Genomic DNA, 23679 nt, shown 5'->3' with positions numbered 1-23679 from the left:
GCCGGAAGCCATGAGGCGATCACCACAGAGAACGGCCAGCGGTCAAGACAATGCCTCCGGCGGGGGATCGGCCGGCACCGGGATGGAGGGGGCGCCGTTCCCGACCGCGGGCCCGTAGTGGCGTGCGCGGGAGCTCCCATCCCGTCCACCGCCGACCCAGGCAGAGCCGAGCAGACGCGGCCCCTGGCGTCCAGGTCGTTCGTACAGTGGCGCGCTCCACCTGGACGCCAGGAACCACGCCCGCTCCACGGTGTGTGGGTCGACGGCGGACGGGATGGGAGCTGGGGAGAGTGGTGGGCTGAGGTGTGTCACCAACCGCCGTTGGTTCCGACGTGGAACCTCGTCAGCGCAAAGATGATCAGAAGGTCAAGTGCCATCATGGGGATGGCCCACAGCGGGTAGTACGGAACGAACATGAACTGGGTGATCAGGCTGATCCCTGCCGCCACTGCACCAGCCCCGCGACCCCAGCTCTTGTTTGTCACGACCCCCATGCCGGCAATGACGAGTGCCAGTCCGACCACGATGTGAATCCAGCCCCAAGCGGTTAGGTCGAACCGATAGGCGTACTGGGAAGCGGCGAACAAGTTGTCCCCTGCGATGCCGGACGCCCCCATGAGAATGCTGAGGGGCCCGCTGAGCATCATCACGGCCCCGGCGAACAGGGACGCGCCGCTGAGCTTTTCGCTGCTGTCCGGCCCCCCGTGCCCTCTTCGTGTCTCGTTCGGCATCGCTGCCATAGCCGTCACCTTCCTGTACAGCGCGCTCACCGACGCACAACGCCCATGCGACGCCAGCCACGCTTCCCTGACAGGATCACCGCGATCCCTCGGCACCGCGACTGCAACCCGCCATGAGGGGCCGTGGACTCCTGCCGCACTGGCCGGTGACCTTCGGCTACTGGCGCCCGACACCAGTAGCTGACACCAACCCCGACACCAGTAGCTGACACCAACAGGGGCGAACGGCGGCGGTCAGGACTGAACCTCAGCGGACCAGCTATCCAAACCAGAGGGCGCTTGACGCAGTACGCCCATCCGACGTGATCGACCTGATAAGGATGAGGCCACAGGTTCAAATCCTGTTAGCCCCACATCATTGCGAGACCCCCGGTCAATGTGGCCGGGGGTTTTCGGTGTCTCCGGGGCTTCTGTGTCCGGTGCGGTGTGCGGTGTGGCCGGAGGGGCTCATCCGGTGGTGGGGGTGGGGCGTCTGTGGCCGGCATCGGGCGGCGTGGCGGTGGTCGTGGCCGATGTGGTCGTGGTGGCCCTGTTCCGCCTGGAATCATTCCCATCGTCCCGTCCCGTCCCGTCCCGTCGTGGGGCGTGGCTTGGATACTTTCCTTCGCATCCTTCGCCGCTGTGGCAGGGGATCGATGAGTGTGCTGGACCCTTGAGCCCTGATGATCCGGTGGGTGTGGGTGTGGGTGTGGGTGTGGGTGTGGGTGTGGGTGTGGTTGTGGTTGTGGTTGTGGGCATGGGGAAGCCCGGCTGCTCGTGTTCGAGCTGCCGGGCTGTTTTTCGCGTGCCGTTGGGGCTGTACGCGAGTTCGCCGGGACTTCGGGGGAGCCGGAACGGCACGGGAGGGGTGCTGTGGGGATCCGGGGCTCAGCGCTGGAGCGGGAGGCGGCCCCTGAGGGGTTCCGCCGGGGGCGGGGTGTCGTCGTCGGAGCAGGGTGTGGAGGCGGCCGGATCAAGGACTGGGGCCGGGGCCGGGTTCGCGAGTGGGCGGTGGCGGCAGCTGGGGGATGCGCCGTGGGCCTCCGCGCGGATGCGCTGTTTCATCGTGGGGGGCAGGGCCCTCGCACGGGACCAGGGCCGGATGGACGTCGCCGGCGCCGTCGCGTCCGGGGCGCTCTTGCTGTTGCGCGTCGTATCGGTCCGGGGTACGGCCGCGGAGGCGGTCGTGGTGACGAATCCGAGCGCCGTGCACAGCGCGAGGAAGGCGGTGATGATGGCGGTCCACAGCTTCATGACCTTGTTCCGGGCCATGGCCCCTCACTTTCGGGTCGGGCGATTTGCGTACTTTCCTCATGATGTGTATGCGGGCCGCGAAGTGGTGGACCTCTGTACGTGGCGCGTCGATGTTCAGATGAACACCACCCGGATGGGCGCAAGAGGGGCGAAAAGCGGAAGATCGTGGAGGGAGGTGGCCGAAATCACCGAACGTGCGGGAGTGCTCACCCTCCGGTCCGGCCGATGTTCCCTGCTTCTACTGCGCAGTTCGGGAGGGGAGTTGACGGGCCGACGCAGGTCACTGATCGGTCTCGGCCGGTGTGTATAGTCGGGCGCCAGAGGTCCCCTACGTCAAGAAAGACGAGGTCGCGCGGTGAAGAAGCTTCTCCTGGTCGCACTGGCCGCCATCGGCGGGCTCCTCGTGTACCGCCAGATCCAGGCGGATCGCGCCGAGCAGGATCTGTGGACGGAGGCGACTGACTCCGTGCCCACGGGTTCGTGAGTACCGACATACGACGCTGAACAGACCCCGGCCGCGCTCGCGGTCGGGGTTTTGTGTGTGGTGGGGCCTTGCCGACGGACCTTGTCCGCGGGGCAGGATGGTCACGGTGCGGCGTCCGGCGACGACGAGGAGTGGCGCGTGAGGGCACGGTGGTGTACTGCGTGGGGACGGCGTGCACGGGCAGGTAGGAGCGGCCGGGCCTCGGCTGCCGGACGCGCGGGAGTGGTGACGCTCGCGGCGGTGCTGCTGATGGGCGTGCCGGGCCTGCCCGCGGGGCAGGAGGCGGCCGCCGCAGGGGCTTTTGGGACGTATGCCTTCGACGAGGGTGCGCCGCGGGTCGAAGGAGCCCTGAGCACCGCGGACGCCGTACGGCTGGAGACCGGCCGCACCTACCGGAGCACCCTTCCGGCGAGCGGCCCGGTCCACTACCGCCTGGAACTCGACGACACCTCGAACGTCTATGTCGCCGCCACCGCCGTCCCGCCGGGCGGCGGCAGCGCCGCTGTCATCGACGGCGTCAAGGTGTCCGTGCAGGACGGTGACGGCCGCTCCTGCGACGTGGACACGGCGACCTTCGGCGCTGCCGCCAGCCCGCACCCGGTCGCCGCGTGGGCCGCTCGCGAGATCTCTCCCAGGCGGTCCCTCTGCAAGGACGCCGCTACGTACTACGTGACCGTCGAACGCGCGGATCCGGACGGGAAGGGCGCCTCCCCCGACGCCTGGGAGCTGGAGCTCACCACCGTGTCGGAACCGCGGTCGGCGCAGTCCGGAGCGACGACCGCGCCGGACGCGTGGAACTCCGCCTCGCCCGAGCCCGTCGCCGGGGAAGCCCGACGGCGTGCCGGCGGCGCCGGTTTCACCGAGGCCACCCCTCTCGGTGAGGGAGTCTGGCGGGACGACATCCGGCCCGGCCAAACGCTCTTCTACAAGGTTCCGGTCGGCTGGGGCCGGCAGTTCAACGCCACCGCCGAACTGGGCAGTTCGAGCTCGGGCGGTACCGGATTCGTTCCCGCCGCCCTGGACCTGGACCTCTACAACCCCGTACGCGGACATGTCGCGGACGTGGGCATCGGCTACGACGGCAGGCAGAAGTCGGGCAGCCTCTCCCCGCTGCCCTCCGTCGCGTACGCCAATCGCCATGCACCCAACAGCCAGGTCGCGGCGATGCGTTTCGCAGGCTCGTACTACCTCGTCGCGCACCTCGCGGAGAAGGTCACGGACGACTTCGGCGACGGGCCCGTCCCGCTGACGCTGCGGGTAGGCGTGAGCGGGACGGCACAGGACGGGCCAGGGTACGCGGGGGAGCCCGTGCCGTCGGGTGTCTTCGCGGCCGGTGAGCAGGACCACGAGGCAGTGGCGGACGGGCAGGCGGCGGGTCGGGCAGCGAACGACGACACCGCGATGACGGCGCTCGCGGTGGGCGGTATCGGCACCGGCAGCGCACTGCTGGTGGGCCTCGGGGTGTGGACCGTGGCGGCTCGGCGGAGAACCGTCTCCCCGGACAGGCCCTAAGGAGGCAGTCCCTAAGGAGGCAGTCCCTGGGGCGGCAGTCCGCAGGGCGGCAGGGGCTTCAGATTCGGGTGAGCGCCCAGAACCCCACGGCGTAGCAGGCCAGGGCCAGGAGCAGGAGAGGGACGACCACCCGCGCGGGAGGGCCGGGGCGGCGACGGCGTCGGCTGCCCGCTCCGTGCCGGGGACCTGCCCTGCCTTGAGACGGGGGCTCAGGGACCCCGGCGGTGTATTCGGCCGTGGAGGGATCGGCGCGGTGCGACACGGGGCGGGGATGCGTGGACGGCTGGGGCAGGGGGGAGTGCAGTGGGTGGGTGGGGTCGTGAGGGGATACGTGGGACACGTGGCCGGCGTGGGTGACCTGCGGCTGCGCGTTGTACGACGGCTGGGGCCACCCCGGTGCCTGAGGCTGTGCCGGTAACGGCGCCTGTGGCTGCGCCGGTGGCGTGTGGGCGTGACGCGGCGGAGCGTACGCGGGGGAGGGCGTGACCGCGGCCTGGGGCGGTGGCAGGTGGAAGCTGCCGGTGTCCGACATGGAGGACGGCTGCGGCGGGAGGGACGGTGCCGGAGGAGGGACGGTGCCGGGGCCGGAGGCGGGTGTCCGGGTGGTGTGGGGGGCGGAATGTGGTGCCGGGGCGATGCCCTGGCGCGGGTCGGTGGAAGTGGTACCGCTGCCCAGGGAGGATGAACCGGGTGACGCCGGAGTGCTGTCGCCTCCGCCGAAGGGCTGAAGCACCGGGCTTGCCGGTCCGGCACCCGCTGGTCCGGCACCCGCCGGTCCGAGGTCTCCCGGTCGGGCGTCCCCCGGGCGGCCCGTCTCCTCGCGTTCCGGATGGCGACCCTCCGCTCCGGGACGGCCCCGGCCCGAGCGCACGCCCGGGGCTGCCTTCAGCGGGCCGTCGTGGCCGAAGCCCGGGGGAAGCGGGCCGAGTTGGTCGAAGATCTCGATCACTTCGTCGTCGGGGCCGGGTTCCGGGAGCAGCTCCCTGGCGGCCGCCAGGGCCTTGCGCGCCCCCGTGGCCGTACGGAACCGCGCCTGGGGGTCCGGCTGCAGGAGTGTCGCCACGACCTGCCACAGCGGCTCGGGGACGCCCTGGGGAGCCCCGGGCGTCCCGTACTCATCGAAGTACTGGATGAGGGCCTTGGCGTCCGGTTTGGCGCCCTCCAGCAGATACAGCGCGACCAGGCCCACGGCGAACAGGTCTGCGGGGAAATCCGGTTCGGAGCCCATTATCTGCTCCGGCGCGAGGTAGCCGGGCGTGCCCACCACCAGGTCGGTCTCGGTCAGGCGGGGCTCTCCGAGCCGCATGGCGATGCCGAAGTCGGACAGCCGCAGCCGTGGCGTGCCCGTGCCGGTGGCCTCCAAGAGGATGTTGGCGGGCTTGATGTCGCGGTGGACGACACCTTCCGTGTGCACCGCGGTGAGTCCCGCCAGGAGCTGGTCGAGCAGGGTGCCGACGAACACCGGCGGCAGGGGGCCGTAGTCGCCGATGAGGTGGACCAGTGAACCGCCGGCGACCAGGTCCATGGTGAACAGGACCTTGTCGTCGTCGGCGGCCCAGCTGGTCGGGGCGAGCACATGGGGGTGGTCGATCCGCAGGGCCTGCTCGCGCACGAAACGGAGCAGGGAGTGGGCGTCGCTCTGCAGCAGGACCTTGGCGGCCGCGTAGCGGCGGCGACGGTGGTCCCAGGCACGCCAGACGGCACCGACACCTCCGCGCCCGATCGGGTCGGCCAGTTCGTACCGGCCGGCAAAGACCTCACCCATGGCTGTGCGTCGCTCCTCCCCCAGCGGTGCCGTGCCTGGCCCTGCCCTACCCTTTCTGTCTCACGCCGACTGCTTCCCCTCGACTGCTTCCCCCGTGACGAGCGGTTCGACTCCCCCGGCTGCCCCTCCCGTGTTTCCGGCCGCCGGACCCCCTCCGGCGGCCGGGGCCTCAGCTCTGGTGGGACTGGTAGTGCGTGACCGCGTCGGAGGTGCGGCCGGCGCCGTAGACCCGGAGGAACTCTGCCAGTTCGGGGTGGGTCGGGGCGAGGACGTCGGCGGCGTCGATGATGTCACCGGCGGCCGCCACCGAGCGCAGCAGCGACTGGATCTCGCGCACCACCCGCTTGACCGTGGGCGCCCCCGAACCGCTTGTCGTCTGCGTGGTGTTACTGAGTACCGAGCCGCCCTGCGACTTCTTGATCTCCTCCATGCGCTCGGTCGCCTCGGCCGCGCTGACGCTTCCGTCCGCGACCTGTCCCGCCAGGTCCTGCAGCAGCTGTACCCGCTGGACCACCGCGGGGTTGCCGATCTTCGCCCGCTGGCCGCTCATCAGCTGCGACAGCATCGGAGCGGACAGTCCCAGTACCCCCGCGAGACGAGCCTGGTTGAGGCCGAGATCGTCTATGAGCTTACGAAAGAGCGCCCCCAGTGGCTCCCCGTACCAGTTCCGCTGCAGTTCCCGCGCTCTTGCGGTGGCTTCCTGCTGTGCGGCGTCCATTGCGTCTCCCCATCGCTTCCCCAAGAACCGTGCTTCGCTGTAGCGAACCACGCCGAGCATCTTACGGAGAGTGGTCGGTCACGGGGACCCCCAATCCTTTTTGCGGAACCCCCCGGGTGACCCGGTACTCTGGTTCCGGCGCCCACCCGGATGTCCTTCTTCCTGGTGGACGCTTTGTCCACGGGGCCTTAGCTCAGTTGGTAGAGCGCTGTCTTTGCATGGCAGATGTCAGGGGTTCGACTCCCCTAGGCTCCACAAGGGAACCCCTCCCACCTGCGGAAACGTAGGTGGGAGGGGTTTTTGTCCGTCGGCCTCCGCTTCCCGGCCCCTGCTTCCCGGCCTCCGGCCCCGGCTTCCTCTGGCCCGGCTTCCTAGATTCCCGGCTTCCCGCCGCCCGGCTCCCGTTCGCCGCTCCCCGGGACCTGTTTCACGTGAAACAGCCCGGTGGGGCAGGAGACGCTGAACTCTCCTGCCCCACCGGGCTGTTGATACCGCAGGCGGGCGTGCCGCCGCGCGCGGACAGGCCTACGGCTGTTCGTCGCGCTTGGCCTCTTCCTCGGCCTCCTTCGCCCGGACCTCGGGGTCGAGTGTGGCCCCGCGGCTGCCGTCCACCGACGTCAGCGCGCCGGACTCCCGGACATCGGTCGCGGGCGGCGGCTCCACCAGCCAGTCCGGGTTGGCCTGCTTGTCCCACCACTTCCAGGCGGCGAAGGCGCCGCCGGCAACGGCACCCAGGACGACGATCACCTTCGCGGCACGGCCGGCCTTCGCGCGCCGCTGCTGCTTGCGGACCAGCTTCTGGATCTGCTGGGCCGATACCTGACCGCGCAGGGCGGCCAGCACCGCCGCGCTGCGCGCCGCCGCCTCGTCCTTCGCCGGGCCGGCGGCGGCCCTGGCCTGCTCGAGCCTCGGCCGGGAGTAGTCCGCCGCCTGCTGGGCGGCCTTGCGGGTGCGGGCGGCGGCCTCATGGGCGGCCAGATCGACCTTCGGCGGCACATGGGTGCGGGCCTGCTCCAGGTACGGCTGGACATGGGTGCCGTACTGGACGAGGGCATGCCCTGCGGCCTGTGTCACCTTGGGCGCCAGCCGTACGCGTGTCTCCTGCGCGTAGTGCGCGGCCTTCACCTTGGCTGTGTCGGCGTAGGGCGCCACCACGTCCGCGGCGTGCAGCACGCTGCCCTTTGCCGAATCAGTCGCGGCGCGCACGCTTTCGATGCGGGTCACGGTTCCTCCTCCTCGGTGGCGTACGTTTTTCGACTGTCCACCCTTTTACGGATCATGCCTCCCGCGTCGGCGCTGGGCATGTGTGGGCGGGCATATGGGTGCCGATGGCATTGATCGAGTGCAATAGCGGATGAATACGGGGGAACAGGAGCTAGTCGTCGACAATGCCACGGATCGTTGCCGAGTGCCCCTGTCGCGGCGGCACTCACCCGGTTTCCGCAAGCTGTTCGGCCCTGTTGCCCCCGGTGAACGGGCGCCGGGCGACTGCGCGCCCCGTCCGTGCGAGGATCAGGGTGTTACGGAAAGACAACGGAAGGCACACCGTGGCTGACCAGCTCTACGCCACCCTGAAGACCAACAACGGCGACATCGAGGTCCGGCTCTTCGCGAACCAGGCGCCGATCACCGTCAAGAACTTCGTCGAGCTCGCCAAGGGCGAGCGGGAGTGGACGCACCCGGAGACCGGGGCGAAGTCCACAGCCAAGCTCTACGACGGCACGGTCTTCCACCGGGTGATCAGTGGCTTCATGATTCAGGGCGGGGACCCGCTGGGCAACGGCACCGGCGGTCCCGGCTACCAGTTCGAGGACGAGTTCCACCCGGACCTGCGCTTCGACAAGCCCTACCTGCTGGCGATGGCCAACGCCGGTCCGGGCACCAACGGCTCGCAGTTCTTCATCACCGTCTCTCCGACGGCGTGGCTGAACCGCAAGCACACCATCTTCGGTGAGGTCACCGACGCCGCGAGCCAGAAGGTCATCGACACCATCGCGGCCGCGCAGACCAACCCGCGCACCGACCGTCCGCTCAATGACGTCGTCATCGAGTCGGTCGAGATCCGCGAGGGCTGAGGACGGCCCTGTCCCCGAGGAGTGCGTAAGCCCTCAGAGGGAACCAAACGCCCCGCCCATCCGTAAGGATGGGCGGGGCGGGGCTTTTCCACACGACCTAGGGGATTCCATGGAAGACCAGGCTGCCGGCAGCCCGCAGGACGCCCATGACGCCCTCGTCTGCTATCGCCACCCGGACCGTGAGACCGGCATTCGCTGTACCCGCTGCGAGCGTCCGATCTGCCCCGACTGCATGATCAGCGCCTCGGTCGGGTTCCAGTGCCCCGCATGCGTCCGTGGGGGAGGCTCGGGCACCGGCCACGCGCCCACGACCTCCATGCCCCGCACGATCGCGGGCGGCACCATCGCCGCGGACCCCCGGCTGGTCACCAAGATCCTTCTCGGGATCAATGTCGCGGTGTTCGTCGCGGTGCATGTCTGGTCGTCGCTGCTGGGCCATCTCGTGCTGATCGGGGCCTGGCCCCCGGTGCCGTTCTCTCCCACCGAGGGCGTCGCCGAGGGCGAGTGGTACCGCCTGGTCACCTCGATGTTCACGCACGAGGAGATCTGGCACATCGCCTTCAACATGCTCGGTCTGTGGTGGCTCGGTGGCCCGCTCGAGCAGGCCCTCGGCCGGGCCCGCTATCTCGCGCTCTATCTGATCTCGGGTCTGGCGGGCAGTGCGCTGACCTATCTGCTGGCCTCGGGGTCCACGGCCTCGCTCGGTGCCTCCGGCGCCATCTTCGGACTGTTCGGCGCGACCGCGGTCCTGGTGCGTCGGCTCAACTACGACATGCGGCCGATCATCGCCCTGCTGGTGATCAACTTGATCTTCACCTTCGGCTGGAGCAACATCGCCTGGCAGGCTCATATCGGAGGGCTCGTCGCCGGTGTCGTGATCGGGTACGCCATGGTTCATGCCCCGCGTGAACGGCGGGCGCTGATCCAGTACGGGACCTGTGCACTGGTTCTTGCCGCAGTCGTGGTGATGACCCTGGTGAGGACGGCTCAGCTCGTCTGAGCGCAAGTTGTCCACAGCGTATGGCGGATCTTGTGCATACAGCGCGGAACGTCTGTGCCCGATGTCACTGACCGGCGTTTCCCCAGGTCAGGGGCGTGCGAACGGGTGTTCGGTTGCCGGCATTTCTGTTACGCAGGCGTCAATGTTCGATGGGTTATCCACAGATCGTCGTTTCTTTTCCCCACGCTGTGGAAACGCCTGTGGATAACTCGGTGGACAGTCCTGCCCAGAGCTGGTGACAGCCCTGCCCGGAGCTGTCGGGCAGCCCCGGGCAGGGTTGGGTCCAGCGGACTGTGGTGAGCGCCGCTCGGCGCTACTTCCACTGCGTCGAGACGCCGAATCCGGCGGCGATGAAGCCGAAGCCCACCACGATGTTCCAGTTGCCCAGATCGTCGATGGGCAGCTTGCCGTCGGTGACGTAGAACACGACGATCCAGGCCAGGCCGATCAGGAACAGGGCCAGCATCACCGGCGCGACCCAGGCGCGGCTGGTCAGCTTGAGGGCGGTCGTCTGTTTCGCCGCCGGCGGTGTGTAGTCGGCCTTCTTGCGGATACGTGACTTCGGCACGAGGGTCTCTCCTGTCGATGCGCTGCGTGGCCGCGCAGGGAACTGGGTCGGGCTCGGGGCGGTTGGAAGGGGACTCCGAGCGCTCCCCGGGCGTCCGTTAGCGTAGTCCTTCCGTGGCGCTGAAGGAGATAAGGGTACGTTGAGCAATTCTGCCGACTCTCCCGGAACGGAATCCAGCCCTGCCCGCCGACGGGGTTTCCGGCCCGTCCGGATCCTCACCGCGGGTGTCTTCGCCCTCGCGGGTCTGCTCTTCTTCACCAGCTTCAACACGGCGAAGGGGACCAACATCCGCACGGACGACTCGCTGCTGAAGCTGTCCGACCTCATTCATGAGCGCAGCCGCAAGAACGGTGAGCTGGAGGAGTCCAACGGAGCCCTGCGCGGGGACGTCGAATCCCTCGCCGAGCGCGATGCCGGCAGAAGTGCGGCGGAGGACGACGAACTCGCCGGCCTGGAGCGCCACGCGGGCACGCAGGAACTCAAGGGCGAGGCCGTCACGGTCACGCTCGACGACGCTCCGCCGAACGCCACTGCCAAGCTTCCCGGATACCCCGAGCCGGAACCCGACTACCTGGTCATCCACCAGCAGGACCTCCAGGCCGTGGTGAACGCGATGTGGCAGGGCGGTGCCGAGGGCATCAAGGTCATGGACCAGCGGCTGATCTCCACCAGCGCGGTGCGTTGCGTGGGCAACACCCTGATCCTCCAGGGCCGCGTCTACTCGCCGCCGTACAAGATCACCGCGGTCGGTGATCCGGAGAAGCTGAAGAACGCGCTCGCGGCCTCCCCGTCGATCCAGAACTACATGGTGTACGTCAACGTCTACGGGCTCGGCTGGAAAGTCGAGGACGACGGGCCGGTGACGCTGCCCGGCTACTCGGGCACAGTGGACCTGCACCACGCGAAGCCTGTGGAGTAGAGGCCACGGGGCAGACCCTGGACCGGGACGGGCTCCGGGGGCGAGGCCGGGAGCCGCCGGTGCGTGTGATCGTCAGGACCGTCAGCGAACTGTGCATCACCGTGGGCACCCTGATCGTGCTCTTCGTCGTCTACGTCCTGTTCTGGAGCGGGGTCAGGGCCGGCCAGGTGATGGACGACCGGATCGCCCTCCTCGAGGACCGGTGGGCGCGGGAGAGTGCCCTGCCGGCCGCCACGCCCACGGCGCCGGCCGCCACGTCCTCGCCCGTGCCCACCGTGAGGTCCGGTGCCGGCGCATCCCCTGGCGGCCCCCGGAGCCGAAGCCGTACGTCGCGGGAAAGCCCTTCGCGATCATGTACATCCCACGCCTTGGTTTCACGTGGAACAAGCCCGTGCTCGAGGGCACGGAGAGCAGCACCCTGGAGAAGGGCCTCGGTCACTACGCGAACACCGCGCGGCCGGGCCGCGAGGGCAACTTCGCCGTCGCCGGCCACCGGCGTACCCATGGCGACCCGTTCAAGAACTTTCCCCGGCTCGGACGGGGTGACGCGGCGGTGCTGACCGACGGGGCGACCTGGTTCACGTACCGGATCGACCGGGGCCCGTACAAAACCGTGCCCACGGACATCGAGGTGATCGACCCTGTGCCACGTACTTCCGGATACACGCGTCCGGGCCGTTATCTGACGCTGACGACGTGCGAACCGGAATGGGGCACAGTCACCGGCTGATCGTCTGGGCCCGCCTGGACTCCACGCAGCCTGTGGAGGCCGGGAAACCGGAGGCGTTGCGCCGCTAGTCTGGTGACGTACGGCGTGGGTCTGGTGCCGTGGTGCGACGGAAGGGACGGCATGTACAGCTGGATCTGGCGGCATCTGCCGGGGAACGGATGGGTGAGGGCACTCGTCTCGCTCGTGCTGATCATCGCTGTGGTCTATGTCCTCTTCCAGTACGTCTTCCCCTGGGCCGAGCCGCTGCTGCCCTTCAACGATGTGACGGTGGACAACCAGTGAGCGCGCGCATTCTCGTCGTCGACAACTACGACAGCTTCGTCTTCAACCTGGTCCAGTACCTGTACCAACTGGGCGCCGAGTGCGAGGTCCTGCGCAACGACAAGGTGTCGACGGCGCACGCACAGGACGGGTTCGACGGCGTGCTGCTGTCCCCGGGGCCCGGCACTCCCGAACAGGCCGGGGTCTGCGTGGACATGGTGCGGCACTGTGCGTCGACCGGGGTGCCCGTCTTCGGTGTCTGCCTCGGCATGCAGTCCATGCAGGTGGCCTACGGCGGTGTCGTGGACCGCGCCCCCGAGTTGCTGCACGGGAAGACCTCGCCGGTCGAGCACGGGGGCAAGGGCGTTTTCGCGGGCCTGCCTTCGCCATTCACGGCGACGCGCTACCACTCGCTGGCCGCCGAGCCGGCCACCGTGCCGAAGGAGCTGGAAGTGACGGCCCGGACGCCGGACGGCATCGTGATGGGTCTGCGTCACCGTGAGCTGCGCGTCGAGGGCGTGCAGTTCCACCCCGAGTCGGTGCTCACCGAGCACGGCCACCGGATGCTGGCCAACTGGCTGGTGGAGTGCGGGGACGAGGGAGCGGTGGCGAGATCGGCGGGGCTAGCCCCGGTGGTGGGCAGGTCGCCGGCGTGACCGCGCTGCGCCCCGAGCGCGAGTCCGGCGCCGGATACGGGGAGCCCTTCACTGACGGCTTCTCGTACGGCACCGGCGGCGAGCAGGGGACCTCGTACGGGCAGCAGCAGCAGCCGTACGGGGCACCCGGCACGCTCGGGGACGGCGACTGGTACGACACCACCCAGCAGGGCGCCTACGCCTACGGCGGCGCAGGCGCGGCCGGCAGTGGTGCTGCCGGGGCCGACGACAGCACCGCGTATCTGCCGCCCGTCGACGAGCACGCGTATCTGCCGCCCGTCGACGAGGAGACGGTGGCGCTGCGGATCCCCGATCCACCGCCGCAGCGCATGGAGCGCACGGACGGCACGGGGTACACGACGGGCACGGGCGGCACTGCGGCGTACGGGGTGAACGGGGCGCGCACGGAGTCCCCAGCGGTTCCCGGGGGCCGGGCGGCGCGCAGGAAGGCCGCCAAGAGCCGCCAGGGGCGCCGTGGCGACGCGAACAGCCCCTCCGAGGACCGCGATACCCCGCAGGGCCGCAGCGAGCCCCAGGCGCCGCTCTCGCGGGTGGAGGCGCGGCGACGGGCCCGGGAGCGGAAGGTGAGCCCCGCCGTCGTCGCGAGCCGGGGTATCGGCGAGGTGTTCATCACCTGCGGCGTGCTGATGCTGCTGTTCGTGACGTACCAGCTGTGGTGGACGAATGTGCGCGCGCAGGCACAGGCCGGCCGGGAGGCCAGCGATCTCCAGAGCGACTGGGCCAACGGCAAGCGCAGTCCGGGCGCGTTCGAGCCGGGTCAGGGTTTCGCGCTGCTGCACATTCCGAGGCTGGACGTGGTCGTGCCGATCGCCGAGGGCATCGACAGCAAGAAGGTGCTCGACCGGGGCATGGTGGGTCACTACGCGGAGGGGGCCCTGAAGACGGCGATGCCGAATGACAAGAAAGGCAACTTCGGGGTCGCGGGGCACCGCAACACGCACGGGGAGCCGTTCCGGTACATCAACCGGCTGGAGCCGGGCGACCCGATCGTCGTGGAGACGCAGGACACGTACTTCGTCTACAAGATGGCGTCGATCCTGCCGGTGACGCCGCCGAGCAACGTGAGCGTCCTCGAGCCCGTCCCGAAGGGGTCGAGCTTCACCGGACCGGGCCGCTACATCACGCTGACCACGTGCACGCCGGAGTTCACCAGCAAGTACCGCATGATCGTCTGGGGCAAGATGGACGAGGAACGGCCGCGCAGCAAGGGCAAGCCGGATGCGCTCGTCAGTTAAGGGCAGAGGAAACGTGGCAGCGACCGCCGACGACACCGAAGAGCACACCGCCATGCCCGCGTCACCGTCGCCTCCGGGCCGCCGCCGTATGGGACCGGGCGCGATGCTGGTCAGCGCTCTCGGGGAACTCCTCATCACCGCGGGCCTGGTGCTCGGCCTGTTCGTCGTCTATTCCCTGTGGTGGACGAACGTGCTCGCCGACCGCGCGGCGGGCAAGCAGGCGGACGAGGTGCGGGACAACTGGGCCCAGGGACCCGGCGCCGGCACCGGTGACGGTCCCGCCTCCTTCGACAGCAAGAACGGCATCGGCTTCCTGCACGTGCCCGCGATGGGCGGCGACGACATCCTGATCGAGAAGGGCACCACGATGAAGGTGCTCAACGACGGCGTCGCCGGCTACTACACCGACCCGGTGAAGGCGACCCTGCCGACGTCCGGCAAGAAGGGCAACTTCTCGCTGGCCGCGCACCGGGACGGCCACGGGGCCCAGTTCCACGACATCCACAAGATCAAGGACGGCGACCCGATCGTCTTCGAGACGAAGGACACCTGGTACGTCTACAAGACCTACGCGATCCTTCCCGAGACCTCGAAGTACAACGTGGACGTCCTCGCGAAGGTCCCCGAGGAGTCCGGCCGCAAGAAGGCCGGCCACTACATCACCCTGACGACCTGCACGCCGGTGTACACCAGCAAGTACCGCTACATCGTCTGGGGCGAATTGGTCCGCACGGAGAAGGTCGACGAGGACCGGACGCCGCCGAAGGAACTGCGCTGAGGCGACCGGGGTACTGCGAGGACCTCGGTCCCCTAACATGGCGGAGGCCCGAAGCCGCAACTTGCTCTTGCGGCTTCGGGCCTTCGTGATCTCTGCCTATCGCAGCGCCTTGAGGCGTACTCCGGCGGTCCAGGCCTCGACTTCCTCCCGATTGACCGTGACGACTTCGGTCAGGTCGGCGATCGCCTGCGACTCGTGGCTGAAGTTGCAGGTGGCGACGAAGAGCGCGAGGTCCACACGGTTGATGGCCCGCGCCGCGCCCGCGAACTTCTGCAGGTCGGCACTGGGCACGGTCCAGCGGCCGGACCGGTTCTTGCACTGGACGGCCACGGTCCGCCCGTCCGCGGTGCGGCCGGTGATGTCGATGCCCCTGTCGCTGCGGGCCTGCCGGACGACGACATCGGTGCAGCCGTCGCGCCGCAGCAGATCGGCGACATGCTGTTCGAACGCCTGCCAGGTCATCGCCTTGAGTGTCGACCTGACGTTCTCCGCGGGGGCTTCTCCTTCCAGGGTGGCGAGGCGCTTGTGGTGCCAGCACATTCTGCGCTCGACGTTCTCGATGTCCTCGCGGAGTTCGATGAGCTCGCGGCGGTGTTCGCCGGATGTGGCGATCAGGGTGTTGAACATCGGCACGACCGTCCTGCCGAGGATGTGGGTGATGCGCTGGTCGATGCGGGCATCGAGGCTGACGGGTTCTGTCGGGGCAGGGTTGTCCACAGGCTGTGTGCGGGCCAGGTGCTCCATGTTCAGGAGGTAGGCACGCACCTGACGTGCTACTTCGCTGTCCCGGAGCAGCATGGCGACATTGAGGACGGCGCGGCGGGAGTAGATGGTGAGGCTCCGACGGGCCTGTGGATGACTGACCTTTGAGAGTGACTTGTTGTCACTCTCGAATTGTCGCAGGTCAGCGCCTCGGAGCACTGACATCCCATTGATTGTGAGTTCCTCGCGGTGGCGCTTGGTCAGCTGCCGGATGGCTTCGGCAGCGACTCCGAAGTAGGCCGCTACCATCGCCGTCGTCACGTGCATACCATCTGGCAGCAGTGACAGGGCCTTGACCTTGTCGAGTGCGTCCGTGCGGTCCAGCACGCTGCTGCGCAGTGTCTGCGATTCCAGCAGTACTGATTCTTTGATCATCTTCTGCCCCTTCTTTTCGTGGTCGGGGCAGAACTCGGATGCCCCACCCCACCCGATCAACGAGCGGTGGCACGCGAAGGCACGAGCGAAGCGAGGACGCTTGTTCAGGCCGGGTCCATGAAGGAGCCCCGGCTCCCTCCGAAGAGGGGCCGGGGCTCCGTCGTGTCCGGTTGTGTGAGGGTGTCAGTCCCTGTTGCCGCCGGTGAAGCCACCGAAGAGGCCGCCGGGGTTACCGTTGTTTCCTCCGTTGTCGCCACCCTGGTCCACGGTGAACAGGATGACCGCCGTGCCCTTGTCGACCTGGTTGCCCGGGCCCGGGTCGGCGCCGATGACGCGGGCGTTGGGATCCTGCGAGCCCTTGATCTCGCCGACCGCCAGTCCGACGTCCCCGAGCATCTTCTGGGCGTCCTTCAGGGTCTGGTTGTTGACGTCCGGGACCGCGACCTTCTCGTTCGCCTTGGCCTTGCCGACGACGATCTGCACCTGGGAGTTCTTGTCGACCGGCTGGTTGGCTGGCGGCGTGGTCGAGATGACCTTGCCGACCTGGTTCGGGTCGTCGACCTCCTGCTCGGTGCAGTTGCCCACCAGGTCGTTGTCGGTCATCTGCGCCTTGGCCTCCTCGCACGTCCTGCCGAGGACGTTCGGGACCGTCGACTTGGCCACCGCCTTGGCGACGGTGAGGGTGATGGTGGTGCCCTTCTCCACCTCCTTGCCGGAGGTCGGATCCTGGTCGAGGACGGTGCCTGGATCCTCGGAGACCTCGCGGGTCTCGGTCTTGACCGTGAACTCGTAGTCGTCGCCCTCGAGCTTGGTCGTGGCATCTTCAAGGCTGAGGCCGATGACGCTCGGCACCGCCACCTTGGGCGCCCCGGTGGAGACCACCAGGCTGACGGTGGACTTCTTCTTGACGTCGGTGCCCGGCTTCGGGTCCTGGTCGCAGATGTTGCCCTTGGTCTGGTTCTCGCAGGGCTTCGAGGTGAACTCCAGGACCAGGTCGGCGTTGGTGGCCTGTCTCTCGGCGGCTTCCTTCGTGATGCCGATGAAGTTCGGGGCTTTGAGGGTGTCGTTGCCCACGCCTCCGTCGCCGGAGAAGGCCCAACGGCCGAGCAGGATGGCGCCGATCAGGACCAGGACGCCCGACGCGACCAGCAGGATCGTCGAGGTGTTGTTGTTGTTCTTCTTCTGCTGGCGGCGCCGGCCGGGGCGGTCGTCGTAGCCGTAGCCGCCGTCGTCCGGGTTCATGGGGGGCAGCATCGACGTCGCGCCGCCGGAGTCCGAGCGCAGGGCGGTCGTCGGCTGGTCGGCGGAGTAGCCGCCGTAGCCGGCCGAGCCCATCGCGGCGGTGGCGGCGACGGGCTGGCCGTCGAGGTAGGCCTCGATGTCGGCTCGCATCTCGTCGGCCGACTGGTAGCGGTAGTCGGGGTCCTTGACGAGCGCCTTCAGCGTGATCGCGTCTATCTCGGGCGTGACCTCGGGGTCGAAGACGCTCGGCGCCTGCGGTTCCTCCCGGACGTGCTGGTAGGCGACCGCGACCGGGGAGTCGCCGACGAACGGCGGGCGGACGGTGAGGAGTTCGTACAGCAGACAGCCGGTGGAGTACAGGTCGGAGCGGGCGTCGACCTGCTCGCCCTTGGCCTGCTCGGGCGAGAGGTACTGCGCGGTGCCGATGACCGCCGAGGTCTGGGTCATCGTCATGCCGGAGTCGCCCATGGCGCGGGCGATGCCGAAGTCCATGACCTTGACCTGGCCGTTGCGCGTCAGCATGACGTTCGCGGGCTTGATGTCGCGGTGGACGATGCCGGCCCGGTGCGAGTACTCCAGGGCCTGGAGGATGCCGATGGTCATCTCCAGCGTCCGCTCCGGCAGCAGCTTGCGGCCGCTGTGCAGGAGTTCACGGAGTGTGGAGCCGTCGACGTACTCCATGACGATGTACGGGATGGAGACCCCGTCGATGTAGTCCTCGCCCGTGTCGTAGACCGCGACGATCGCGGGATGGTTGAGCGAGGCGGCCGACTGGGCCTCCCGGCGGAACCGGGCCTGGAAGGACGGGTCGCGCGCGAGGTCGGCGCGGAGCGTCTTCACTGCTACGGTGCGGCCGAGGCGGGTGTCATGGCCGAGGTAGACCTCCGCCATGCCACCGCGGCCGAGCACGTGGCCCAGTTCGTACCGGCCGCCGAGGCGACGCGGCTCTTCCATAGCTAGCTACCAGCCCTCTCCGTCGGTCCCGGCCGGCACGTTCGTGCGGCCGGAGGCTGCCGTCCGGGCCTACCGTACCCGGCTCGCTTTGTGTGACCTGGCCAAGTACCGCAGCCGATACAGGACCGGTACCGCAACGTGCACCGATGTGAAGTGGACGTGAGCGGGGTCACTGCTTGCCCTTGACGACCGCCTCCATCACGCTCTTCGCGATGGGGGCCGCGAGGCCACCGCCGGAGATGTCACCACGCACGGCGTTGTCGTCCTCGATGATCACGGCGACGGCCACCGGTGAGCTGCCGTCCTCACCCTTGGCGTAGGAGATGAACCACGCGTAGGGGTTCTCGCTGTTGTCCACACCGTGCTGGGCGGTACCGGTCTTACCGCCGACGGTGACGCCGTCGATCTTGGCTTTGCCGCCGGTGCCCTCGGAGACGACGGTCTCCATCATCGACTGGAGGATCTGGGCGTTCTCCGCCGACATCGGCTTGCTCAGCTCCTCCGGGTCCGTCTTCTCGATGGTGTCGACGCTCGGGGCCTGGAGTTCGTCGACCATGTACGGCTTCATCAGGGTGCCGTTGTTGGCGATGGCCGCGGTGACCATCGCCATCTGCAGCGGGGTGGTGGCGGTGTTGAACTGGCCGATGGAGGAGAGCGCGGTCTGCGACTCGTTCATGTCGTCGGAGAAGACCGAAGCGCTGGAGCGGACCGGGGTGAACTGTTCCTCGGTGAAGCCGAACTTCTTGGCGTACTCGAGCATCGTGTCGTTGCCGAGTTGGGCGCCGATCTTGCCGAAGACGGTGTTGCAGGAGACGCGGAGCGCTTCGCGGAGGGTGGCGTTCTCGCAGGGGAGGTCGCCGTCGTTCTTCAGTTCGGTGTTGGTGCCCGGCATGGTCCACGGCAGCGGCGTGTCCGTCTTCTCGTCCGCGCTCTGATACAGCCCCTCCTCCAGGGCGGCGGCCGCGGTGAGGACCTTGAAGGTGGAGCCGGGCGGGTAGACCTCGCGCAGGGCCCGGTTCAGCATCGGGTCGTCGGGGTTTTCCTTCTTCTGCAGCTTCTGCCACGCCTCGGCGTCCTTGTCGCTGCCGCCGGCGATCACGGACGGGTCGTACGAGGGGAAGGAGGCGAGCGCGAGGATCTTGCCGGTGGAGGGTTCGACGGCGACGACCGAGCCCTTGCCGCCCTGCTGCTTCAGTCCGTTGTAAGCGGCCTTCTGCGCGTCGGCGTTGAGGGTGGTGACGACATTTCCGCCCTCCTTGTTCTTGCCCGTCAGCATGTCGAGCGTGTTGCGGAAGAACAGGCGGTCGTCGTTGCCGGTGAGGATGCCGTCCTCGATGGACTCCAGCTGGTTGGCGCCGAAAGCCTGGGAGACGAAGCCGGTGACCGGCGCCCACATGGCGCCGTCCTTGTAGGTGCGCTTGTACTTGAATTCGCCCTTGGTGGTGGTGTGCCCGGTGATCGGCTCACCACCGACGATGATGTCGCCGCGCGGTGACGCGTACCGCTCGATGGCGACCCGGCGGTTGTTCTTGTCGGTTCTCAGCTCGTCGGCCTGGACGTACTGGAGCCAGTTGTCGCGGAGGAGGAGGGTGAGGACGAGGAGGCCGCAGAAGATCGCGATTCGGCGCAGGGGCTTGTTCACGGTCGGACCACCTGGGTCATCTCGGCGTCGGGGTTGGTGACGGGGGCGGGGGCAGGTCGTCTGGCCGTGTCGCTGATTCTGAGCAGGATGCCGATGAGTGCCCAGTTGGCGATGACGGAGGAACCGCCGTACGCCAGGAAGGGCATCGTCATACCGGTCAGCGGGATCAGGCCCATGACGCCGCCGGCGACGACGAAGACCTGGAGCGCGAAGGCGCCGGACAGGCCGATGGCGAGCAGCTTGCCGAACGGGTCGCGGGCGGCGAGGGCGGTGCGCACGCCGCGTTCCACGATCAGCGCGTAGAGCAGGAGCAGGGCCATGATGCCGGCCAGGCCGAGTTCCTCGCCGAAGGTGGCGAGGATGAAGTCGGAGTTGGCGGCGAACCGGATGAGGTCGGAGTGGCCCTGGCCCCAGCCGGTGCCGAGGGTGCCGCCGGAGCCGAAGGCCCACAGGGCCTGCATGGCCTGTTCGGAGTGGCCTCCCTGGCCTGCCCGGCTGAGGGTGTACTCCTTCATCGGGTCGAGCCAGGCCTGGACGCGCCCCTGGACGTGCGTTTCGAAGCTGGCCACGCCGACGGCGCCGGCGCTGGACATCAGCAGACCGAAGACGATCCAGCTGGTCCGCTCGGTGGCGACGTACAGCATGATCACGAACATGCCGAAGAACAGCAGGGAGGTGCCGAGGTCGGTCTCGAAGACGAGGATGAGGATCGACACGGCCCACACGACGAGGATCGGTCCGAGGTCGCGTCCGCGCGGCAGGTACAACCCCATGAAGCGGCGGCTGGCCAGGGCGAGCGCGTCGCGCTTCACCATCAGGTAGCCGGCGAAGAAGATCGCCAGGACGATCTTGGCGAACTCGCCGGGCTGGATGGTGAAGCTGCCGATCTTGATCCAGATCTTCGCGCCGTAGATGTTCTGGCCGAGGCCGGGCACCAGCGGCAGCAGCAGCAGGACCAGTGCGCCGAGCATCGAGATGTAGGTGTAGCGCTGCAGGACGCGGTGGTCCTTGAGGAAGACCAGTACAGCGACGAACAGGGCGATGCCCAAGGCGGTGTAGAGCAGCTGCCGGGGGGCGGCGGTGCCCGCCTGATGGATCGACTGCAGCAGTTCGGACTGGTCGAGCCGCCAGATGGCGACGAGTCCGAGCCCGTTGAGCAGGGTGGCCAGCGGCAGCATCAGCGGGTCCGCGTACGGCGCGAACTTCCGTACGACGAGGTGGCCGACGCCCGCCATCAGGCCGAGGCCCAGGCCGTAGCTCAGCAGGCCTGCCGGGACCTCGCCGTTGATGGCCAGGCCGACGTTGGCGTAGGCGAAGACCGGGATGACGACGGCGAAGACCAGCAGCGCGAGCTCGGTGTTGCGCCGGCTCGGTGCCCCGATCGCACCGATCGTGGACGTGTGCTGCGCCGATGGGTTGGTAGTACTGCTCATCGTGTGACAGGGCCTCTCACGGCTTGCCTACTGCTTACCGCACAGCGAGACGACCTTCTGCTCCTCCTCCGAGAGGCTGGGGCCGGGGCTGGGAGTAGGTGCGGACGGGGGCGTGGACTTCTGCGGGGCCTCGGTCGAGCCCGAGGGGGTCGGCGTCGGTGTCGGCGAGGCCTTGGACGTGAAGGAGGCGGGTGTGGTTCCCGTGGTGCCTCCGGCCTCGCCCTCGCCGGTCTTGGCGCTGCTCTTGCTCTCGGCGGCACGGCGCTCGGCTTGCTTCCTGCACGCGGAAGCCTGGACCGCGAGTTCGTCGATCTTCGACCGGGCGCCGTGCAGGTCGCCGTCGGCGATGGTCGCCTCGACGAGCTTGCGCTGGTAGGGCGGCAGGTACTTGAGTTCGATCTCGGGGTGGTCCTTCTCCACCTTCGAGAGCGAGACCCAGGCCAGGTCCTGGCTGATGCCCTGGTAGAGCGCGACGTGTTCGCCGTTGGTGCCGACGTAGTACTGGGTCTGTGTCCAGTGCCAGCCGCTGTACACGCCGCCGCCGATGACGGCGAGGGTGAGCAGGCTGAAGAAGGAGCGTTTGAGCCACCGGCGGTTCTTGCGGGGCTTGACGAAGTCGCCCTCGTCGTAGTCGAAGCCGTCGGTCTGGATGAAGCCGGTGACGTCGCCGCTGCCGGGCGGGCCGAACTCGCCTCCGCCGCCCTGGCCGCGTCTGCGGCCGAGTCCGGCGGCGCGTCCGGCCGGGGTCTGCATGGCGCTGTTGTCGTTCGGCTGGTTCTGGTTCTCGGCGACGGCGCCGACCACGACCGGGGTGTCGGACAGCTGGCCGGCCAGGGTGTCACCGGTGTCGAGGTCGAGGACATCGGCGATGATCACGGTGATGTTGTCCGGGCCGCCGCCGCGCAGTGCCAGCTCGATCAGGGTCTGCACGGTGTCCTCGGGGCCCTGGTAGCCGGCGAGGGCCTCTTCCAGGGTCTGGTGGGAGACCACGCCGGACAGGCCGTCGGAGCAGATCAGGTACCGGTCGCCCGCCCGGACCTCGCGGATCGACAGGTCGGGTTCGACGTGCTCGCCGCTGCCGAGGGCCCGCATGAGCAGGGACCGCTGCGGGTGGGTGGTCGCCTCTTCCTCGGTGATCCGGCCCTCGTCCACCAGCCGCTGCACCCAGGTGTGGTCCTGGGTGATCTGGGTGAGGACGCCGTCGCGCAGCAGGTAGGCCCTGGAGTCGCCGACGTGGACCATGCCGAGGCGCTGGCCGGTCCACAGCAACGCGGTCAGGGTGGTGCCCATGCCCTCGAGCTGGGGGTCCTCCTCGACCATCATGCGCAGCTGGTCGTTGGCGCGCTGCACGGCCGTACCGAGGGAGGTGAGCAGGTCGGAGCCGGGGACGTCGTCGTCGAGCGAGACGATGGTGGAGATGGCCTCGGAGGAGGCGACCTCACCGGCCGCGGCGCCGCCCATGCCGTCGGCGATGGCGAGCAGGCGGGGACCGGCGTAACCGGAGTCCTCGTTGCCCTCCCGGATCATTCCCTTGTGTGATCCGGCGGCGAAGCGCAGGGACAGACTCATGCGCACCTCGCCCGTCGGCTCCGGGTACAGCCGGTCGTGTCGAGCCACACTGCCCACCCTCCGGTCGGGAGCGCGCCGGGGCCCGGGGTGGGGACCCCCACTGCGTGCTCGCTCCGCTCGCTCATTGTCGTACTACTTCCGCAGCTCGATGACGGTCTTGCCGATGCGGATCGGTGAACCCGGTCCGATCGGTGTGGGGGTCGTCAGCCTGGACCGGTCCAGATAGGTGCCGTTCGTGGAACCCAGGTCCTCGACGATCCACTGGCCGTCGCGGTCCGGGTAGATCCGGGCATGGCGGCTGGAAGCGTAGTCGTCGTCCAGCACGATGGTGCTGTCGTGTGCCCGGCCCAGCGTGATGGTCTGGCCCTGGAGCGCGACGGTGGTGCCCGTGAGGGTGCCCTCGGTCACGACCAGTTTGGTGGGGGCGTTGCGGCCGCGGCGGCCGCCCCCGGACTGCTGGCGCTGCGGCGGTGGTGCCTGCCGGGCGCTCTGTTGCGGCCGGGCGGCCTCCCGGCGTGCTCCGCGCTGGGTGACCCGTGTGCCGAACAGGTCACTGCGAATGACCTGCACGGCCACGATCACGAACAGCCACAGAACGGCCAGAAAACCCAGCCGCATGACCGTGAGGGTCAGCTCTGACATTGCCCCCGCTTCACCCTTCGGCTTGCCGGTAAATGATGGTGGTGCTGCCCACGACGATCCGCGAGCCGTCGCGGAGCGTAGCGCGGGTGGTGTGCTGTCCGTCCACCACGATGCCGTTGGTGGATCCGAGATCCTGGATCGTCGAGGGCGTTCCGGTCCGGATCTCGCAGTGCCGGCGGGAGACGCCGGGGTCGTCGATCCGCACGTCGGCCTCGGTGCTGCGGCCCATGACGAGCGTCGCGTTGGAGATCTGGTGGCGGTTGCCGTTGACCTCGATCCAGTACCGGGCGCGCCCGGCGGACGCGGGTGCGGCGGGGGGCCGCTGGCCGCCCGCGGGCTGCGGGTAGCCGTAGCCGCCGGGCCGG

Annotated in this window: 22 protein-coding genes, 1 tRNA gene and 1 pseudogene; 11 read left to right on the top strand and 13 right to left on the bottom strand. The window is 68.8% G+C overall.

Going from position 1 to position 23679, the window contains the following annotated elements; all coding sequences use genetic code 11:
• Positions 1-308: 308 nt before the first annotated feature.
• Together ACFPZI_RS22695 and ACFPZI_RS22690 are read right to left on the bottom strand one after the other, a co-directional pair.
• Positions 309-740 (bottom strand): DUF7144 family membrane protein, encoded by a 432-nt coding sequence (locus tag ACFPZI_RS22695; RefSeq protein ID WP_381365911.1) that lies wholly within the window; start codon positions 738-740, stop codon positions 309-311.
• A gap of 867 nt (positions 741-1607) precedes the next feature.
• A complete protein-coding gene (locus tag ACFPZI_RS22690) occupies positions 1608-1991 on the bottom strand; it encodes a DUF6344 domain-containing protein (RefSeq protein WP_381365908.1) in 384 nt (127 codons plus the stop codon).
• A gap of 337 nt (positions 1992-2328) precedes the next feature.
• On the opposite strand from ACFPZI_RS22690, the gene ACFPZI_RS22685 reads away from it, so the two are divergent.
• The gene (locus tag ACFPZI_RS22685; RefSeq protein WP_003999697.1) at positions 2329-2457 is read left to right on the top strand and encodes a DLW-39 family protein; all 129 of its coding nucleotides are present in this window, start codon (positions 2329-2331) and stop codon (positions 2455-2457) included.
• A gap of 225 nt (positions 2458-2682) precedes the next feature.
• A complete protein-coding gene (locus tag ACFPZI_RS22680) occupies positions 2683-3969 on the top strand; it encodes a hypothetical protein (RefSeq protein ID WP_381365905.1) in 1287 nt (428 codons plus the stop codon).
• Between the two features lie 58 nt (positions 3970-4027).
• Here ACFPZI_RS22680 and ACFPZI_RS22675 read toward each other — a convergent pair whose 3' ends face one another.
• Positions 4028-5734 (bottom strand): serine/threonine-protein kinase, encoded by a 1707-nt coding sequence (locus ACFPZI_RS22675; RefSeq protein ID WP_381365902.1) that lies wholly within the window; start codon positions 5732-5734, stop codon positions 4028-4030.
• A 169-nt stretch (positions 5735-5903) separates the two neighbouring features.
• A complete protein-coding gene (locus ACFPZI_RS22670) occupies positions 5904-6452 on the bottom strand; it encodes a helix-turn-helix domain-containing protein (protein ID WP_381365899.1) in 549 nt (182 codons plus the stop codon).
• Between the two features lie 182 nt (positions 6453-6634).
• Here ACFPZI_RS22670 and ACFPZI_RS22665 point away from each other — a divergent pair.
• Positions 6635-6707 (top strand) — tRNA-Ala (locus ACFPZI_RS22665).
• Between the two features lie 270 nt (positions 6708-6977).
• Here the strand turns inward: ACFPZI_RS22665 and ACFPZI_RS22660 are convergent.
• Positions 6978-7676 carry a DUF5324 family protein gene (locus ACFPZI_RS22660; RefSeq protein ID WP_381365896.1) on the bottom strand — a complete coding sequence of 233 codons (699 nt, stop codon included), beginning with the start codon at positions 7674-7676 and terminating at the stop codon, positions 6978-6980.
• 323 nt (positions 7677-7999) lie between these two features.
• Here ACFPZI_RS22660 and ACFPZI_RS22655 point away from each other — a divergent pair, with 323 nt between their 5' ends.
• Positions 8000-8527 carry a peptidylprolyl isomerase gene (locus ACFPZI_RS22655; protein ID WP_055594763.1) on the top strand — a complete coding sequence of 176 codons (528 nt, stop codon included), beginning with the start codon at positions 8000-8002 and terminating at the stop codon, positions 8525-8527.
• A gap of 109 nt (positions 8528-8636) precedes the next feature.
• On the top strand, positions 8637-9527 hold the full coding sequence (locus tag ACFPZI_RS22650) for a rhomboid family intramembrane serine protease (RefSeq protein ID WP_381365893.1): 891 nt from the start codon (positions 8637-8639) through the stop codon (positions 9525-9527).
• 313 nt (positions 9528-9840) lie between these two features.
• Here ACFPZI_RS22650 and crgA read toward each other — a convergent pair whose 3' ends face one another.
• Positions 9841-10095, bottom strand: a complete 255-nt coding sequence (gene crgA, locus ACFPZI_RS22645) for a cell division protein CrgA (RefSeq protein ID WP_381365890.1) — start codon at positions 10093-10095, stop codon at positions 9841-9843.
• A gap of 139 nt (positions 10096-10234) precedes the next feature.
• Here crgA and ACFPZI_RS22640 point away from each other — a divergent pair, with 139 nt between their 5' ends.
• The 6 genes and pseudogenes from ACFPZI_RS22640 to ACFPZI_RS22615 all read left to right on the top strand — a co-directional run bounded on the left by ACFPZI_RS22640 (position 10235) and on the right by ACFPZI_RS22615 (position 14695).
• The gene (locus ACFPZI_RS22640) at positions 10235-11014 is read left to right on the top strand and encodes a DUF881 domain-containing protein (RefSeq protein WP_381365887.1); all 780 of its coding nucleotides are present in this window, start codon (positions 10235-10237) and stop codon (positions 11012-11014) included.
• 59 nt (positions 11015-11073) lie between these two features.
• Positions 11074-11812, top strand: a pseudogene (locus ACFPZI_RS22635) (class E sortase).
• A 52-nt stretch (positions 11813-11864) separates the two neighbouring features.
• Positions 11865-12026 carry a hypothetical protein gene (locus tag ACFPZI_RS22630; protein ID WP_381365884.1) on the top strand — a complete coding sequence of 54 codons (162 nt, stop codon included), beginning with the start codon at positions 11865-11867 and terminating at the stop codon, positions 12024-12026.
• Positions 12023-12661: an aminodeoxychorismate/anthranilate synthase component II gene (locus tag ACFPZI_RS22625; RefSeq protein ID WP_381365881.1), complete on the top strand. Its 639-nt coding sequence runs from the start codon at positions 12023-12025 to the stop codon at positions 12659-12661. Before ACFPZI_RS22630 ends, ACFPZI_RS22625 begins: the two co-directional genes overlap by 4 nt.
• Positions 12658-13917, top strand: a complete 1260-nt coding sequence (locus ACFPZI_RS22620) for a class E sortase (RefSeq protein ID WP_381365878.1) — start codon at positions 12658-12660, stop codon at positions 13915-13917. Before ACFPZI_RS22625 ends, ACFPZI_RS22620 begins: the two co-directional genes overlap by 4 nt.
• A 13-nt stretch (positions 13918-13930) precedes the next feature.
• Positions 13931-14695, top strand: coding sequence for a class E sortase (locus ACFPZI_RS22615; protein ID WP_381365875.1), 765 nt, complete (start codon positions 13931-13933; stop codon positions 14693-14695).
• 96 nt (positions 14696-14791) lie between these two features.
• Here ACFPZI_RS22615 and ACFPZI_RS22610 read toward each other — a convergent pair whose 3' ends face one another.
• From ACFPZI_RS22610 to ACFPZI_RS22580, 7 genes are all read right to left on the bottom strand, one after another.
• Positions 14792-15832: a restriction endonuclease gene (locus ACFPZI_RS22610; RefSeq protein ID WP_381365872.1), complete on the bottom strand. Its 1041-nt coding sequence runs from the start codon at positions 15830-15832 to the stop codon at positions 14792-14794.
• 183 nt (positions 15833-16015) lie between these two features.
• A complete protein-coding gene (gene pknB, locus ACFPZI_RS22605) occupies positions 16016-18028 on the bottom strand; it encodes a Stk1 family PASTA domain-containing Ser/Thr kinase (RefSeq protein WP_381365869.1) in 2013 nt (670 codons plus the stop codon).
• 169 nt (positions 18029-18197) lie between these two features.
• Positions 18198-19670, bottom strand: coding sequence for a peptidoglycan D,D-transpeptidase FtsI family protein (locus tag ACFPZI_RS22600; RefSeq protein ID WP_381365866.1), 1473 nt, complete (start codon positions 19668-19670; stop codon positions 18198-18200).
• Positions 19667-21103: an FtsW/RodA/SpoVE family cell cycle protein gene (locus ACFPZI_RS22595; RefSeq protein ID WP_381365863.1), complete on the bottom strand. Its 1437-nt coding sequence runs from the start codon at positions 21101-21103 to the stop codon at positions 19667-19669. Before ACFPZI_RS22595 ends, ACFPZI_RS22600 begins: the two co-directional genes overlap by 4 nt.
• Before the next feature lie 27 nt (positions 21104-21130).
• The gene (locus tag ACFPZI_RS22590; RefSeq protein WP_381366367.1) at positions 21131-22672 is read right to left on the bottom strand and encodes a Stp1/IreP family PP2C-type Ser/Thr phosphatase; all 1542 of its coding nucleotides are present in this window, start codon (positions 22670-22672) and stop codon (positions 21131-21133) included.
• Positions 22673-22804: 132 nt separating this feature from the next.
• A complete protein-coding gene (locus tag ACFPZI_RS22585) occupies positions 22805-23314 on the bottom strand; it encodes an FHA domain-containing protein FhaB/FipA (RefSeq protein ID WP_042163133.1) in 510 nt (169 codons plus the stop codon).
• 10 nt (positions 23315-23324) lie between these two features.
• A partial coding sequence (locus tag ACFPZI_RS22580) for an FHA domain-containing protein (RefSeq protein WP_381365859.1) occupies positions 23325-23679 on the bottom strand: 355 nt, incomplete at its 5' end.

Origin of the sequence: Streptomyces chlorus (assembly GCF_042655885.1) — a bacterium.
Classification (GTDB): domain Bacteria; phylum Actinomycetota; class Actinomycetes; order Streptomycetales; family Streptomycetaceae; genus Streptomyces; species Streptomyces chlorus.
Note: the sequence above shows the minus strand (reverse complement) of the source record. Positions and strands in the feature narration are given on the sequence as shown.

Bases quoted from the DNA above. Each gene is read 5' to 3' on its own strand.
- ACFPZI_RS22695 (WP_381365911.1), bottom strand. From the start codon at position 740: ATGGCAGCGATGCCGAACGAGACACGAAGAGGGCACGGGGGGCCGGAC.
- ACFPZI_RS22690 (WP_381365908.1), bottom strand. From the start codon at position 1,991: ATGGCCCGGAACAAGGTCATGAAGCTGTGGACCGCCATCATCACCGCC.
- ACFPZI_RS22675 (WP_381365902.1), bottom strand. From the start codon at position 5,734: ATGGGTGAGGTCTTTGCCGGCCGGTACGAACTGGCCGACCCGATCGGG.
- ACFPZI_RS22670 (WP_381365899.1), bottom strand. From the start codon at position 6,452: ATGGACGCCGCACAGCAGGAAGCCACCGCAAGAGCGCGGGAACTGCAG.
- ACFPZI_RS22650 (WP_381365893.1), top strand. From the start codon at position 8,637: ATGGAAGACCAGGCTGCCGGCAGCCCGCAGGACGCCCATGACGCCCTC.
- ACFPZI_RS22630 (WP_381365884.1), top strand. From the start codon at position 11,865: ATGTACAGCTGGATCTGGCGGCATCTGCCGGGGAACGGATGGGTGAGG.
- ACFPZI_RS22610 (WP_381365872.1), bottom strand. From the start codon at position 15,832: ATGATCAAAGAATCAGTACTGCTGGAATCGCAGACACTGCGCAGCAGC.
- pknB (WP_381365869.1), bottom strand. From the start codon at position 18,028: ATGGAAGAGCCGCGTCGCCTCGGCGGCCGGTACGAACTGGGCCACGTG.
- ACFPZI_RS22595 (WP_381365863.1), bottom strand. From the start codon at position 21,103: ATGAGCAGTACTACCAACCCATCGGCGCAGCACACGTCCACGATCGGT.
- ACFPZI_RS22590 (WP_381366367.1), bottom strand. From the start codon at position 22,672: ATGAGTCTGTCCCTGCGCTTCGCCGCCGGATCACACAAGGGAATGATC.
- ACFPZI_RS22585 (WP_042163133.1), bottom strand. From the start codon at position 23,314: ATGTCAGAGCTGACCCTCACGGTCATGCGGCTGGGTTTTCTGGCCGTT.